Raw genomic sequence first — 14,975 nt, 5'->3', positions numbered from 1 at the left:
TCCTGCAGGGTGCGCATCGACGCCAGTTCGGAACCGGGAATCTCCGGGGCACCCGGGTACTGCGCCTGAAGCGCCGAGAGGATCTCGACCTGCTTGATGGAGTCGATACCGAGCTCGGCCTCCATCTCCATCTCCAGACCCAGCATGTCCGCGGGATAGCCGGTCTTCTCCGACACGATCTCCAGCACCACATCGCTGGCCGACTTGCCCGGCGCAGCAGCGGGCGCCGCGGCAACCAGAGCAGCGGCCGGAGCCGGTGCGGCGGAGACGAACGACGACGTGGCATTCACGACGTCCTGCAGGGTCCGCATCGACGCCAGCTCCGAACCCGGGATTTCGGGTGCGCCGGGGTATTTGGCCTGTAAGGCGGACAGGATCTCGACCTGCTTGATGGAGTCGATACCGAGCTCGGCCTCCATCTCCATCTCCAGGCCCAGCATGTCCGCGGGATAGCCGGTCTTCTCCGACACGATCTCCAGCACCACATCGCTGGCCGACTTGCCCGGCGCGGCGGCAGGAGCCGGGACGATCGGCGCAGCAGCGGCCGGGGCGGGAGCCGCGACGGGTGCGGGTGCAGGGGCGGGCTTGACGACGACCGGCACCGGTGCGGCCGGGGCAACAGCGGGCGCAGCCGCGACCACGGGAGCGGGCTGCGGTGCGGGTGCGACCAGCGCGGCCGGAGCCTGCACCACCGGAGCCTGAACCGCTGCGGATGCCGCACGCTGCGGGGTCACTACGGCCGCCGACGCCGGGTCACCGACGATCTCGGCGAGCATCCGGGTCGACATGTCGAGGAACTGCTGGTGACTGTCGGCCACGACGTCCAGATACCGCTCGTGCTGGGCGGCGGTCTCCTTCTGGATGCGGTCGATCAAACTCCACGCGTCCATCGACAGCGGAGCGTCATCGGCCGGCGCAGCGGCGCGTGCCGAAGCGGTACGGGGGGCGGGCGCACCGGAGGCCGGTTGCGATTGTGAGGTCACAGTGGAACTTTCTGCTGCTGCGGGCACGGGTGTCGGTGGGCGCTGAGGCTGCGCTGCGGCCACCGGGGCGGCCGACACCGCGCGTGTGGGTGTTGCGGCGGGCGCTGCCGGAGCCGGCTTCGGTGCGGCCGGGACAGATTGTGCGGCAACCGACTTCACCGGTGCCGAAACCGCTGTCGGTGCAGCGGCCGCGAGCGGGGTGCGCTTGCGCTTGGGGGTGATGACCACCTTGCCGTCGGCCGGCGGATACGGCTTGCCGACATTGGCGCCGCCGACCATCACCGCGTACTTGGGCGCGGCCACGAACTTGGCGGGCTCCTCGTAGTGGTCGTAGAGCGTGACCAGATCCAGGGAGACGCCGTCGGCGGCGAGTGCGGCCAGACCGCGGTGCCAGCCGCGCAGGTCCGCAACCTTGGGATCATCGAGGGCCACTGCCAGGTGCGGGGTGTCGCCGAGGATCTGGTTGACCAGTCCGGTGAGCACACGGCCGGGCCCGACCTCGATGAAGCGGGTGACGCCATCAGCGGCCATCGCCTGGATCATCTCCCGGAAACGCACCGACTGACGAACCTGGTCGGCGAGCTGGGCGGTCGGGTCGTCGCCGTACGGCTGTGCGGTGGCGTTGGCATACACGGTCAGGTGCGACTCGCCGAGCGGCAGCGTGTTGAGGTATTCGGCGAACGGCGCCGAACTCTCCGCCACGATCGGCGAGTGGAACGCCGAGGCGACCGTGAGGCGCTTGGTCCGCAGACCCGCCTCGCCAGCCGCCCGCTCGACGTTCTCGATCTCGGCGATGTGCCCGGCGACGACCACCTGGCGGGGGCCGTTGTCGTTGGCGATGACCAGGGTGCCGTCTGTCTCCGGCTGCGCGTCGAGCAGTGCGCGTACTTCGTCGGCGCCGGCGATGATCGCCAGCATCGTTGCATCCTTGCCGCTACCGGCCTCAGCCATCAGGTGGCCACGCGTCCGTGCGGTTTCCATCAACCGATCGACGGGCAGCACACCGGCCGCCGCGAGCGCGGTGACCTCACCGAAGCTGTGTCCGGCGGCGGCATCGGCCTTGACCCCGAGTTCATCGAGCAACGCCAACTGCGCAAGGCTGATGGCTGCGATCGCCGGCTGGGCGGTCTCCATCGAGGTCAGCGCGTTGTTCTGCACGGCGCGGGTCTCGTCGTCGAAGGCCGGTTCGGGGTAGACCGCGTTGTGCAGGTCGGCGAGATCGCCGGTCAGACCGTCCCAGACCTCAAGTGCCTCGGGGAAGTCGAGGGCCAGGTCGGCACCCATCCCGATGTAGTGGCTGCCCTGACCCGGGAACAGGAAGGCGGTCTTACCTTCGCGCGGGGCGCCGAAACCGACGAAGATGTTGCGGTCCTTGAGCTGAGCGCCCTTGCCGTCGGCCAGCGCGGTGCGCAGTTTCTCGGCCAGCGTGGTCAGCACCGTGGTGTCATCGGCAACCAGTGCCGCCCGCGCACTCTGCGATGCGTCGAATTCCTGTGCGGCCTCGAACGCGATGCGCGCGAGGCTCTCGCCGCCACGGGCCTGCTCGATGATCGCGGTGGCCCTGGCCCCCAATTCGGCCTCGTTCGCGCCGCTGAGCACGACGAGCTCGGTGGGCAACGTGCGCAGCCGCCGCGCCTGGTTCTTGCCCTCGTACTGCTCCAGGGTCACATGGAAATTGGTGCCACCGAAGCCGAACGAACTCACCGATGCGCGGCGCGGCGTCTCGTCGGTACGCACCCACGGACGGGTGGTGCTGTTGATATAGAACGGCGTCTCCTCAATACCCATATCGGGGTTGGGCCGCTCCACCTTGAGGGTCCCCGGAAGGGTCGAATGCTGGAGCGCAAGAATGGCTTTGATGAGTCCGGCGGCGCCCGCGGCGGCCTTCGTGTGACCGATCTGGGACTTCACCGAGCCGATCGCGATCCGGTTGTCGGTATCGGTGAACACCGACTTGAGTCCGGCGAACTCGGCGGCGTCACCGGCCTTGGTGGCGGTGCCGTGCGCTTCGAGCAGGCCGATGGTGGTGGGTTCGTACCCGGCGTTCCGGTAGGCCGCGCGGACTGCCTTGGCCTGACCTTCCGAGCGCGGGGCGTACACACTGGATGCGCGGCCATCCGAGGAAGAGCCGATGCCGCGGATGACGGCATAGATGTCGTCGCCGTCGCGTTCGGCGTCATCGAGGCGTTTGAGGGCGACCATGCCCACGCCTTCACCGATGAGGGTTCCGTCAGCGCCGTCCGACAGCGGCCGGATGTCGCCCGACTTGGAGAAGGCCGGGGTCTTGGAGAAGCACATGTACATCATCACGTCGTTGAGGGCGTCGACGCCGCCGGTGATGACGGTGTCGGCCTCGTGCAGATACAGCCGGTGCAGCGCCGACTGCAACGATGCCAGCGAACTCGCGCACGCGGCGTCGATCACGAAGTTGCAGCCACCGAGGTTGAGCCGGTTGGCGACCCGTCCTGCGACCACGTTGCCGAGCAGGCCCGGGAAGGTGCTCTCCACCCACGGCGGGTAATGGGCGGCGATATCGCCGGAGATCTCCTCGGCCTCGGCCTCGGACAAGCCGTTCTCCAGCATCGCCTTACGCCACACCGGGCCCTGCAGCCGCGCGCCTGCCTGCACGACGAGTTCGGTGGTGGAGGCCACGCCCAGGATGATGTCGGTCCGGTCGAGGTCGACATCATCACGGCCACCGGTCACCTTGTCGAGGACCTGCTTGGCAGCGATGAGAGCCAGGATCTGCGCCGAGTCGGTAGTTTGCAACGCGTTCGGCGGAATACCGAACTTGACCGGGTCGAACGGCACCGGGTCAATGAATCCGCCCCGCTTGCAATAGGTCTTGTCCGGTACCGACGGATCGGCGTCGTAGTAGTCGTCGATCAGCCAGTGTGTGGGCGGCACCTCGGTGATGGCGTCACGGCCACCGGAGACAGTCCGCCAGTAGCCCTCAAGACCGGTCTCCCCCGGGTAGATCGCACTCATGGCGATAACGGCAACTGGTGGGGAAACGTGGTTCTTCGCGGTGTCGCTCAAAATTCCTCTTCGCTGTGCAAGCCTGGACAGGACAATTCCGGTGGGCAGTCAGCCCGGATGGTCGGTCAACCCAGTGGTCTGGGGCGGAAATCGAATGCGCCGGGCGGCAGTTCGACGCCCGCGGTGCGTAGCTGGCCGGCGCGGGTGACGGTCGCCGCACCTTCGAGCAGGTTGAGGGCGATCTGGCCGGTGGTGCGGGCGCCGACGGGTTCGAGGAAGCTCCCTTTGACCCAATCGTTGAATCCGCCCATCGCGGGGCCGCACCAGATCTGGTAGTCGCCGCGGCGGTCGGTGTCACCCTCGCGTGCCCACTGCGCACCGGAGAACAGGTACCAGCGGAACACCAGTGCCATCAGATGGTGTGGGTCGGACTCAGCACGTGCGATCTCACGTGGATCGCGGGTGGAGAAGAAGTCCCTGGTCTCGGCCCAGATGTCGGAGATCGCGCGGCGCAGCACCGTCTTCTCCAGGCTTTGCACCTCGTCGGCGGGGGCTTCGTCGAACGAGTTGTACTTGCGGTAGAACTCGGTGAGCCGCTGGCCGCGCTGAGCGAACATGGTCCCGCGCTTGAGAACCTGGACGGTCACACCCATCTCGAACATGTCGGCGGCGGGAGCGGTCGCCACGTCGGTGGCCTGGGCCAGTGCCAGCAGGTCGCGGCCGTCCTCGGACAGCCCGCTCTCCAAGGCCGACTGGTTGACCGAACCGGTCAGGACGTAGGCGGCACCCGCGGAGAACGCGGCCGCCACCGCGGCGGGTGTGCCGATGCCGCCGGCCGCACCCACGCGCGGCAGGACCGCGTAGCCGTACTGTTCGGCGATCTCGTCGCGCAACGCGATCAGACGCGGCAGCAGGACGGTGAGCGCGCGGTTGTCGGTATGACCGCCGGAATCGGCTTCCGCGGTGATGTCCTCGGCGATGGGAACCTCGGCGGCCAGGGCGGCTTCCTCCGCGGTGAGCCGGCCTTCGGCGACCAGGGCGTGCAGCATCTGCTCGGGCGCCGGCATCAGGAAGTGCCGGGCGATCTCGTCACGGGACACCTTGGCGAAGATGCGGCCCGACCGCAGGATCTGACCGTCGCCGCCGCGGCGCAGGCCTTTGGCCGCGTAGAGCACCACTGCCGGGGTCAGCTGCATGAACGCCGAGGCGGACACGCAGCGCACACCCATGCGGATGAACAGTTCGACTGTCGCCATCTCGCGACGGTCATCCTGCACATTGTGGATCAGATTGGCTCCCCATCCGGGGGCGTCCGGCCCGAGGGCTTCCTGAATCTCACGGACGCCCGCTTCGACGGTATCCAGGTCGAGGCCGGCGCTGCCGTAGAAGCCCATACCGCCGGCCCGAACCGCGGCGATCGCCATGCGGGGTGTGGCGATGCCACGGGCCATCTCACCGACGACGTAGGGAAAGCGCACGCCATGAGCGGCGGTGAACGATCGCTCACCGAGCCATTCCGGGTAGATGGGCGGCAGCAGCGCCAGCAATTCTTCTCCGGCGATCTCGGCCAGACCACCGTCGCCCACCACGACGGGTACGGGCCCGAGCGCTGACGATACGACCGCAACAGGCTTACGGATTTCAGCAAGAGCCTCGGCAACGCCGACACCTGGCCGGGTGTCCGCTGGGGCAACTTGTGCATGGGAGAGCCCCAGCAACGTCGAGTGCATGAGAGGTGACACTAACAAAGTTCCGAAGTGTCGTCTATCACGCTGCTCACAACCAAGCGTCCGCTACAGCAAACCGTGCCGATCCGAATCTGGCTGCCGCCCGGGAAACATGCGTGGCGACCGACATCCGGTCCGCCTGTCAGCGCATGTCGACGACACCGTCTTCCACCGAATCCGCGTACAGCGCAACAATTTCCGAGGCGTACTTGGCGGTGATCGGGTTACGGCGCAGCTTCATGGTAGGGGTGAGTTCGTCACCGCCGGGCTCCCATGGCGTCGGCACGATCACGAAGCGCTTCACCTGCTCGACGCGCGAGAGCTTCTTGTTGCCCGCCGCCACCGCCGCCTTCACCTCAGCGACCACGTCGGGGTGCGCGGAGACGGCGACCAGGTCGGACCCATCCAGCCCGAGCTTGTGTGCCTTCACCGACGCAAGGTCCGGATCGAGCACTACGAGTGCCGCGATATAGCGCTTGCCCTCGCCGATCGCGACGATCTGGCCGATCAACGGGGACGCCGCCTTGATCGTGTTCTCGATATTCGTGGGGGCAAGGTTCTTGCCCGCCTCGTTGATGATCAGTTCCTTCTTGCGGTCAACGATCGTGACATTGCCGTCGGTGCCGATGGTGGCGATGTCGCCGGTGGCGAGCCAGCCGTCGGCGTCGATGGTCTCGGCGGTCTTCTCCGGCTGATTGCGGTAGCCGCGCATCACCACCGGCCCCCGGATCAGCAACTCACCGTCGGCGGCGAGTTTTGCCTCGACACCCCGAACGGGGCGCCCGACGGTGCCGATCGCGAGGTTGTCGGGCGTCGTGAGAGTCGAACAGCCAGTGCTTTCCGACATACCCCACACCTCCAGGACCGGGATACCGAGGCCGAGGTAGAACCGTAGTACCTCCGGTGGGATCGAGGCAGCACCCGAAGCGGCAAATCTGATGGCGTCCATACCGATCGCCGCACGCAACTTCGACAGGACGAGCTTGTCGGCGAGGGAATGCCGGACGGCCAGCAGCCCCGACTGCGTCTTGCCCTCGAGCTTGAGACCGGCAACCTGATCGCCGACACCGAGTGCCCAGTCGGCCAACGTGCCTTTGATCCCGTCCGCCTCGGCCAGTTTTGCCTCGATACCTGCCTTGATTTTCTGCCACACGCGGGGCACACCGAAGAAGAAGGTCGGATGGGCATCAGGCAGCGCGGCGGCGATGGCCCGCGGATCGGGCTCGCAGGTGATCAACAGCCCGCGGATCATGTTGCTCGCGTGGGTGGACACACGGTCGGCGATGTGCGCAGCCGGCAGATAGGACAGTAGGCGGTCGTCGAAGCCGACGTCGAAATGCTCGGCCAGCGCGGCCAGTTCGGCGATCATGTTGCGGTGGGTGACCTCGACGCCCTTGGGCGGTCCGGTGGTTCCGGAGGTGTAGATCAGGGTGGCGAGATCCCCGGGTGTCACCGCACGCCAGCTCGCGTCGAAGTCGAAGCCGGCGGGCGCATCCGCGGACTCCAGTGCGGCCAGGGCCAGGGTCCCCGCCGCGCCGTCGACGGTGATGACCGTTTCGATTGCGGTCTTCGCGGCGGTGATGATCGGCAGAAACACCGATTCGGTTACCACTACGTCGTTTCCGGCATTGCCGAAAAGATACTCGACCTGCTCCGGAGCGCTGGTGTTGTAGATGGAGAACGGGACGGCACCCAAGTGCAGCACGGCGGTATCGACGAGGTGGAACTCCGGCCGGTTGGTCAACATGATGCCGACGGTGTCACCGGGTTTGACCCCGAGACCGGCGAGGCCCTGCGCGATTGCCCGGACGCGTTCGCCGTACTGTCGCCAGGTGATCTGCACGCTGCCACCGACGTTCCGCAACGCGATCGCGTCCGGCCGGATCCTGATGGTCTCCTGAAACCCTTCGGGAAGTGTCGAGACGTCCTTGCCGGACTCGTGCGGGAAGGTGATCAAGTCTTCGGGCATGGCGAAATCCTTGGGAGTGTGGGGGTGGATTCCGGCCACGGTAACGCCGAATCGGACTTCAGATGTCTGATTCGCAAAAAAATGGACGTGCGCCCAGAGGCAGGCCACAACCGGGCTGGGAAACAGAAACCTTCTGAGTATCAGGAGGTTTTCTCGGTGGTCCCGGCTGGGATCGAACCAGCCGAACGCGGTAATCGCATACCCTCGCCGACCTCGACGTTCTCGCCATAATGACCAGCTCAGTAGGTGTTTTTCTCACCTCGAAGTACGACAGTGAAGTACAGTGTTGAACAGTCACTGTTGTGCAGTTGTTGTGCAACTCGACCGCGAGAGATGGGGCAGACAATGGCACGGGCGAAGCAACCACGGCGATTAGGCTTCGGCCGGACTCGACAGGAACGTTCGGGACGATGGTCGGCCGGATACAACCACGCCGGGACGATGCACCGGCCCGGTGCCACCTTCCCCACCAAGTCGGCTGCGGTGGCATGGCTCGAAGGTGAGCGGCGGCTGATCGACCTCGACAACTGGACTCCCCCGGCCGACCGCGCGGCGAAGGCAGCGAAGGCCGCGACCACCGTCGGGCAGTTCGCCGAGGACTGGCATCGGGACAAGCCGATGAGCCGGAGGACCAAGGACTCGTACCGGTACCTTATCGACACCCGACTGATCGGTACCACGCTGGCCGACCGGCCGATCACCGATGTAACGGTCGCTGACGTCCGCGAGTGGTTCGGGCAGCTCGACGCGAGCACGCCGACGGCCAGGGCACGCGCTTACGAGATGGTCAGTTCGATGTTCTCCGCTGCGGTGGCCGAAGGACTGTTGCCGGTGACCCCGTGCAAGGTGCCGAACGCGACCAAAGTCCGCCGTGCCCGGTCGGTGGTGCATATCGAGTCCCCCGAGGTCGATGTCCTTGCAGGGAAGATGCCCGAGGACCTCGCCGCTGCTGTGTTGCTGGCCGCATGGTGCGGGCTGCGGTTCGGTGAGGTGGTCGCCCTCGACCGGGCCGACGTCGCCACAGATGGGTCGACAGTCAACGTGTCCAAGGGCATGACCCGTCGGGGCGGTGTGACCGAGATCGCGGCGCCGAAGTCTGAGACGTCCACCCGCGTAGTAGCGGTGCCCCCGCATGTCCGCGAGGCACTGACCTCGCACTTGGTCGACCACACCGGACCCGGTGACGGCGCCCCCCTGTTCACCGACGCCGACGGCCAGCGGATCACCGAGGGCAAGTTCCGCCCCCACTGGCACCGCGCCCGTGCCGCTGCGGGCCGTGAGACGCTGCGGTTCCACGACTTGCGCCACCATGCGGGAATGGTGGCCGCGTACGCCGGGGCGACGATCGCCGAGTCGATGGCCCGTCTCGGGCACAGCTCCCCGAAAATGGCCCTGCACTACGCCGAGCAGGCCGCCGACCGCGACGCCCTGCTTGCGGAACGGATAGCTGCGCTGGCCACCGGTAGGTAGCACTCCCCCGACCTCGACCACGACCCCCGTCGGCACCTGCTGGCGGGGGTCGACTCATGCCCCGGACCACAACGGCGACTCTCATAGTCATTGTGTACCAATGACTTTCGCGTGCCTGTTGTGTACTGTCGTCAGCACTTGGCCATCACGCCCACGCTCCCCTCACGCTCACGCCTCACGCCCGGCCAAGGGTCATCGACTCCCGAGAGCAGAGGAAACCGTCACCCATGGCGACTAACGAACCTGTAGCCGAGCCCGTATTCATGTCCCTGGCCGACGCCGCGATCCGTATCGGATTCTCGAAATACCAGCTTCGCGACATGGTGAACCGGGGCGAGCTGCGCGCCTACCGGCTCAACGACGCCCCGAGGTCCCGCATCCGGGTGAAGGTCGCCGACGTCGATGCACTCATGCGGCCGCATATCCCCGAAGCGATCTTCGCGGCCCGCTAGACCAACTGGCGCGGTCGGTGAGGCGGTGGGGCGAGTGTCTGGTTACGGACCGGCTCGCCTCACCGCCACAACCCAAGCGCCACAACGTAATTCCGTCCGTAGAAACGAGTGACCCCCGGCCTGTCACCGAGTCAGGCCGGGGGTCCGAGAAAGAAGGACACACCGAATGTCCAAGGTCGACAATACCGCCAACAGTGGGGCATCTGCCGATTCCATGGCGACCGAGTACCTGCGCGCCACCATGAAGGTCAACGGCTCCCTGTTCGACTCGACCGAGACCCTGGCGCACATCGCAGCGTTCGCCGACTCCCGCAGCGCCGAGCGCTACAGCGTGTTGTCCGGCGTGCTCATGCGGGCGGTGGCGGCGGTGCCGCCGACGGTCGTGCTCCCGCCGATCATCGGCGGTGCGGTGTCGCTGAACTTGCTCACGGCGTCGGTCGGTGCCAGCGGTGGCGGTAAAGGGACGGCCGACAAGTGCGCAGCCGAAGCGGTGCGGTTCAAGGTCGGCGGGCGGCGGAACGTCCCGCCGTTACCCCTGCTGCCGATCGGTACGGGCGAAGGGATCAACAGGACTTACGCGACCGCCCGCAAACAGTCCGGCCGCGCGGTCATCACCTGGCACACCGACACCGCACTGTTCGGATGCCGCGACATCGCATCCCTGGCCGCCCTTACCGCCCGTCAGGGTGCGACCTTGGTCCCCGAACTGCTCAAGGCATTCATGGGCGAGGAACTGGGGTTCGCCAACGCCGACGCCGAGCGCCGGGTGATCCTGCCGATGCACAGCTACCGGTTGTGCCTGTCCGCCGGTGTCCAGCCCGCCAATGGCGGCGTGTTGATCGATGACCAGGCGCAGCGCGACGGGGTACCGCAGCGTTTCATCTGGACGCCGGTCCGGCCCGGTATCGCGCGCACACGCCGCGCTGCCGACGCTGCCCCCGTCGACCCGCTGACCGTGCCGGTGCCGGACTTCGGTACCGATCCGTTCGCGCTCCCCGATGACGACGGCGAGGCATTCGACCCGGCCGCGCGCCCGCTGGTCCCGCTCGACGTCGCCGAGTCGATCCGTCAGACGATCATCGACGCCGACGCCGAAAAGGACCTCGACCCGTTCGGGCGGTGCGGTGACCCGCTCGCCGGTCATCGTCTGCTCACACAGCTCAACGTCGCTGCGGCGCTGGCGATCCTGCACAACCGAACCGACGTCGACGCCGAACACTGGGAGATCGCCGAACGGCTGATCGAAGTGTCGTCCAAGGTCGCTGACGCCGTCGCCGTCGCGTCTGGCACCGCTGCCGAGGATGACGCCATGCGACAGGGTCACCTCGACGGGACGCGGCAAGCTGCCGCCGACGATTCCCGTCATGAGACCGGCGTGCGTGCTCTTGCTGACCAGCTCGACCGATTCCTGACCGGCCGGGGGTGGACCGCACACAGCGACCTGCGCCGATCGGTCTCGCCGTCACGTCGCCGGTTCTTTGACGACACGGTCACGCTGTTGCTCGACAGTAAGCGGATCGATATGCGGGAACACCAGAACGACAAGGGACAGAAGGGCATTCAGTACATGGCGATGAAGTCGGGAGCCCGCCCCTACGTGGGGTGACGTTGGGGTGACAGGGGTGACGTTGGGGTGACGAACGTTTGCGCAGGTCAGGAAGGGGTGACTGGGGTGACTGGGGTGACGGCTAACGCGCGCGCTCGCTCACGCGCTCACGCGCCCTCCTATACGTGTGACGTGAAACACCAACAACGACTACAACACTTAGTAATAGGGGCCTATTACAGGGCGGCGGAACGCGCGCGCGACCGTCACCCCAGTCACCCCAGTCACCCCTTCCTGACCTGCGGTTATGCGCGTCACCCCAAGCGTCACCCCAAGCCTGACCGTCACCCCTTGCGAGCGGTGAGGCGGTGACGGAAAACATGCCCTGAACTGCGCAGACACCGAAGCGACCACCGACGGCGAGGCCGACACACAGCCCGCCGACACCGAAAGGACCAACACCGATGACCACCGAATCCACCACCGAAACCACGACCGACACCGAGCGGCGAATCCTCGCGATCCTCGCCGAAGCGACCACCGACGGGTTCATGCCGTGGGCCGAGATCCGCGACCAGTTGCCTGCCGGATTCTGGCGGCGGATCAATGCACTCGACGCGCTGCACCAGAGCGGTGCCGTTGAAGTGTTCCGAAGCCGTGGCCGTACCTACGTCGGCCTCGCCGATGCGTTCACCCGCGCGGCGTACCGGGCACCGGGGCCGCGCCGTGCCCTGGTGCTCTCCTGATTGGCCGATCCTCGAAAGGAACAACCCATGAAGACACTCGCCAAACCCGCTGAGCGGGAACGTGCACTGGCCGCGTTGGAGCTGCGCAAGACCGGCCTGACGTACGCCGAGATCGGGCGGCGACTCGGGTACGCCGACGACTCGGGAGCACGGCACGCCGTGACCAAGCTCCTGGACCGGCGCGAGGCCGAAGCGGTCGCCGAGCTGCGCCAGGTGGAGGGCGACCGGCTCGACGCGCTACAGGCCGCGCACTGGTCTGCTGCGGTGTCCGGCGATACCGAAGCGACCAAGGTTGTGCTGCGGGTCATCGACGCCCGGTGTCGTCTGTACGGGTTGAACTCACCGGTCGCGGTCGCGGTCAGTACCGGACCCGGCACTGCCGCCGAAGTGATCGCCGAAGCACAGGCTCGCCTGTTGCGGGTCATCGACGCCGAGCAGGTGACCCGGTGAAGGCGGCGCACCCGGTCGCGCTGGCGATCGCCGAAGCGCTGCGGCTGGCCGAGACCTTGGCCGAGTCCGTCGGCACCCTCGACGGCAAGACGGTGACCGTGGTCCGGTCGACCATCGCCAGCGCACAGAAGACCCTCACCGAGGGATACGACGATGACGCCGCCGACACCGAGCTGACCGAGCTGCTCACCGTCGTGTTCGGCGACGTGGACCCGTCCGGCCCGTTCTGGTCGGTACAGCTCGCGGTGGCCGAGAAGGTGATGAGCGGCCTGTCCTACGACGCCCGGGCCGAGATGTTCCATCGCACGTCGTGGACCGAGGGACTCAAACCGTTTCCGGGTACCTCGACCACCGGGACGGCGTAAAAGTCCGTCAGCGTGGCGCTCAGCGCCGAGACGATGGGGGTAACACCGTGTTACCCCCATCGCCAGAACCGAAAACGACTACAACACAAGGAGTTACCACCATGATGAAGATTCCGCGCCGGTGGCCTGTCACCGAGGCCGAGGTCGACGCCCTTGGTCCGTACAAGGGCCGGGCACCCGACCGGACCCTGACCCCCGAACAGTTGCGTGATCGGCGTCGGCACGCCTTGCACGTCACCTTGTGCGAGACGTTCGACCTGTCCGCCGAAGTCGGCGCGATCTGTTCACCGCTGGCCGAGCAGATGACGGCCGAGCTGCGCTACCCCGAACGGATGCGCCGCCTGGTCGATGACGTGGCCATGGCAACGGAAGATGTTGTGAGTCTTGCGGTTTCGCTGCTCGCCGATCGCAACGCGGCCCGTGACGGTCTCCGGTCCCCGAGGCTGACCCGCGATCTTGCCCGTCGGCCGAAGGCACCGACGATGACCCCCGAGGTCATCACGTCCGGGCGGTGGGCGGCGGACTTGACCGAGTACGCCGGTGCGGTCGCCCCCGCGCTGGCCGACCTGCTGGGCCGCGCGATGTGGCCGGAGAACGACAGGCTGCGCGGCCAGCTGTCGGCGTCCGAACGGGTCGTCACCGCGCTGCGGGGCCTCGACGGGGCGGCACAGGCGCTGTCCCGGCAGATTCCCCGGAACGCGACGTACGAAGCGGCCGAGCGTCGGCGTGACGAACGCCAGGCCGAGCGTGAACGGGCCGAGGCTGCGGCGCAGCGTGAAGCGCTCGAAGTGCTCGGAGTGGCCTGGTGACCGGCGACCGGCGGCGTATGGCGCTCGCGATCCACGAAGCGGCTCACGCCGTCGTGGGTACGGTGTTCGACCGTGACGTCGAAGTCTCGCGGTTGATCGCCGGTGATGCCGACTACGCGGGAGAGACCCGGTTCTGCCCCCTCGACGGCCTCGACCTCCCGCCGGTCGTGCTCGCCGCCGGTGTGACCGCACAGGCGAGGTTCACCTACGGGACATGGCACCCGAGCCGGGTACAGCTCGCGGCGCTGCGTCACGGCTGCGGTCGGCACGATCACGCTGCGTTGCTCGCGTCCGGTGATCCGTACGTCGACCCGACGCCTGTCGTCCGTCGGTTGTATCCCGCGATCACCGAACTGGCCGTGGAGCTGTACCACGCCGGTGAAGCCGGTCCCGGTCACGTGCTCGCCGCACTCGGTGTTCCCCGTGGGCCGTCCGGTCCGATGTACTTGTCAGGGCTGCGTACCGGCGCAACCTCGCTGCGGGAACCGCACCCGATGCCGTCGCGGCGGTAGGCTCGACCTCGACGCGCAATCGCACGTCACCATTCGAGATGACGGGCGCGGGACCTCACGGTCTGCCGAACTCTCGACCCTGCCGCCCCGGCCACCGTCTCGGGGGTCCACGCGAGAGGCCATATCTAAACGGACCCCCACGGCCGGGGCGGCGCCATCTTCTCGGCACTGTTCACCTACCCCGGCACCGAGACCTCCGTCCGCGTCGTGGAGATCGACGGCGAACCGTGGTTCGTCCTGGCTGATCTGTGCAAGGTGCTCGGGCTCAGCAACCCGAGCATGATCCGGGACCGTCTCGACGACCTCAACATCAATCAGATTGATGTTGAGAACGCGCGTGGTCAGATGCGGCAGACCGTGATCGTCAGCGAGGCAGGTATGTACGAGGTCGTGATCCGCAGCGACAAGCCCGAGGCGGTGTCATGTCCGGGCACCGACGAAAACACCGCCCTGTCGTACCTCGACCGGGGCGGTGTTTTCGTGAACTTGGGGCACGCTGTTGTGCGGTTGTTGTGCAGAACGGGTAAATATCGCTCTGACCTGGTGGTCCCGGCTGGGATCGAACCAGCGACCTCCCCGGTGTGAACGGGACGCTCTTCCACTGAGCCACGGGACCGTGTCCGACGCTCTCGCGCCTTGCACGAGGCAGAAGATTACACGTTCACGTGATGAACCCCAAATCCGGACCGTGACCAGCGACGAGCCGCCCAACACCACCCGCCGGCATCGCCCCTTTCACCGCCGATGGCGCGCTGACCAGGCGATTTGGCATGAGCGCTTGTGTTGACTAATGTTTCATCTCGCGTCACGAGCACCATGGTCCACAAGATCGCTCGTGAGCATGCGGATGTAGCGCAGCTGGTAGCGCATCACCTTGCCAAGGTGAGGGTCGCGGGTTCGAATCCCGTCATCCGCTCGGAGCGAGTTCTGCTCGCAATGGTGGTGTGGCCGAGTGGTTAGGCAACGG

General features: G+C 67.0%; 12 protein-coding genes and 2 tRNA genes. 10 read left to right on the top strand and 4 right to left on the bottom strand.

What is annotated here, in order from left to right; all coding sequences use genetic code 11:
- The 3 genes from KDB67_RS21305 to KDB67_RS21295 all read right to left on the bottom strand — a co-directional run.
- A partial coding sequence (locus KDB67_RS21305; protein WP_291020376.1) for a beta-ketoacyl synthase N-terminal-like domain-containing protein occupies window positions 1-3,971 on the bottom strand: 3,971 nt, incomplete at its 3' end.
- 116 nt (window positions 3,972-4,087) lie between these two features.
- The gene (locus tag KDB67_RS21300) at window positions 4,088-5,692 is read right to left on the bottom strand and encodes a PfaD family polyunsaturated fatty acid/polyketide biosynthesis protein (protein ID WP_291020374.1); all 1,605 of its coding nucleotides are present in this window, start codon (window positions 5,690-5,692) and stop codon (window positions 4,088-4,090) included.
- A gap of 139 nt (window positions 5,693-5,831) precedes the next feature.
- A complete protein-coding gene (locus KDB67_RS21295; RefSeq protein WP_291020372.1) occupies window positions 5,832-7,658 on the bottom strand; it encodes a long-chain fatty acid--CoA ligase in 1,827 nt (608 codons plus the stop codon).
- Between the two features lie 441 nt (window positions 7,659-8,099).
- Here KDB67_RS21295 and KDB67_RS21290 point away from each other — a divergent pair, with 441 nt between their 5' ends.
- The 9 genes from KDB67_RS21290 to KDB67_RS21250 all read left to right on the top strand — a co-directional run bounded on the left by KDB67_RS21290 (window position 8,100) and on the right by KDB67_RS21250 (window position 14,593).
- On the top strand, window positions 8,100-9,128 hold the full coding sequence (locus KDB67_RS21290; RefSeq protein WP_291020370.1) for a site-specific integrase: 1,029 nt from the start codon (window positions 8,100-8,102) through the stop codon (window positions 9,126-9,128).
- A 227-nt stretch (window positions 9,129-9,355) separates the two neighbouring features.
- Window positions 9,356-9,580: a helix-turn-helix domain-containing protein gene (locus tag KDB67_RS21285; protein ID WP_291020368.1), complete on the top strand. Its 225-nt coding sequence runs from the start codon at window positions 9,356-9,358 to the stop codon at window positions 9,578-9,580.
- Window positions 9,581-9,746: 166 nt separating this feature from the next.
- A complete protein-coding gene (locus tag KDB67_RS21280; RefSeq protein WP_291020365.1) occupies window positions 9,747-11,186 on the top strand; it encodes a hypothetical protein in 1,440 nt (479 codons plus the stop codon).
- Between the two features lie 404 nt (window positions 11,187-11,590).
- On the top strand, window positions 11,591-11,872 hold the full coding sequence (locus KDB67_RS21275; RefSeq protein ID WP_291020363.1) for a hypothetical protein: 282 nt from the start codon (window positions 11,591-11,593) through the stop codon (window positions 11,870-11,872).
- Between the two features lie 27 nt (window positions 11,873-11,899).
- Complete coding sequence (locus KDB67_RS21270; protein ID WP_291020361.1) at window positions 11,900-12,322, top strand: hypothetical protein; 423 nt, start codon at window positions 11,900-11,902, stop codon at window positions 12,320-12,322.
- A complete protein-coding gene (locus KDB67_RS21265; protein WP_291020359.1) occupies window positions 12,319-12,687 on the top strand; it encodes a hypothetical protein in 369 nt (122 codons plus the stop codon). The genes KDB67_RS21270 and KDB67_RS21265 overlap by 4 nt, the downstream gene beginning before the upstream one ends.
- 101 nt (window positions 12,688-12,788) lie before the next feature.
- Window positions 12,789-13,496 carry a hypothetical protein gene (locus tag KDB67_RS21260; RefSeq protein WP_291020358.1) on the top strand — a complete coding sequence of 236 codons (708 nt, stop codon included), beginning with the start codon at window positions 12,789-12,791 and terminating at the stop codon, window positions 13,494-13,496.
- A complete protein-coding gene (locus KDB67_RS21255) occupies window positions 13,493-14,008 on the top strand; it encodes a hypothetical protein (RefSeq protein WP_291020356.1) in 516 nt (171 codons plus the stop codon). The genes KDB67_RS21260 and KDB67_RS21255 overlap by 4 nt, the downstream gene beginning before the upstream one ends.
- A 207-nt stretch (window positions 14,009-14,215) precedes the next feature.
- A complete protein-coding gene (locus KDB67_RS21250) occupies window positions 14,216-14,593 on the top strand; it encodes a BRO family protein (protein WP_291020378.1) in 378 nt (125 codons plus the stop codon).
- Here KDB67_RS21250 and KDB67_RS21245 read toward each other — a convergent pair.
- Window positions 14,550-14,624: transfer RNA gene (locus KDB67_RS21245), tRNA-Val, on the bottom strand. The genes KDB67_RS21250 and KDB67_RS21245 overlap by 44 nt on opposite strands.
- Before the next feature lie 227 nt (window positions 14,625-14,851).
- On the opposite strand from KDB67_RS21245, the gene KDB67_RS21240 reads away from it, so the two are divergent.
- Window positions 14,852-14,924 (top strand) — tRNA-Gly (locus KDB67_RS21240).
- Window positions 14,925-14,975: the final 51 nt, after the last annotated feature.

Source organism: Gordonia sp. (in: high G+C Gram-positive bacteria), assembly GCF_020438995.1.
Classification (GTDB): Bacteria; Actinomycetota; Actinomycetes; order Mycobacteriales; family Mycobacteriaceae; genus Gordonia.
The sequence above is the reverse complement of the archived record's forward strand: the minus strand, read 5'-3'. Positions and strand labels throughout refer to the sequence as shown.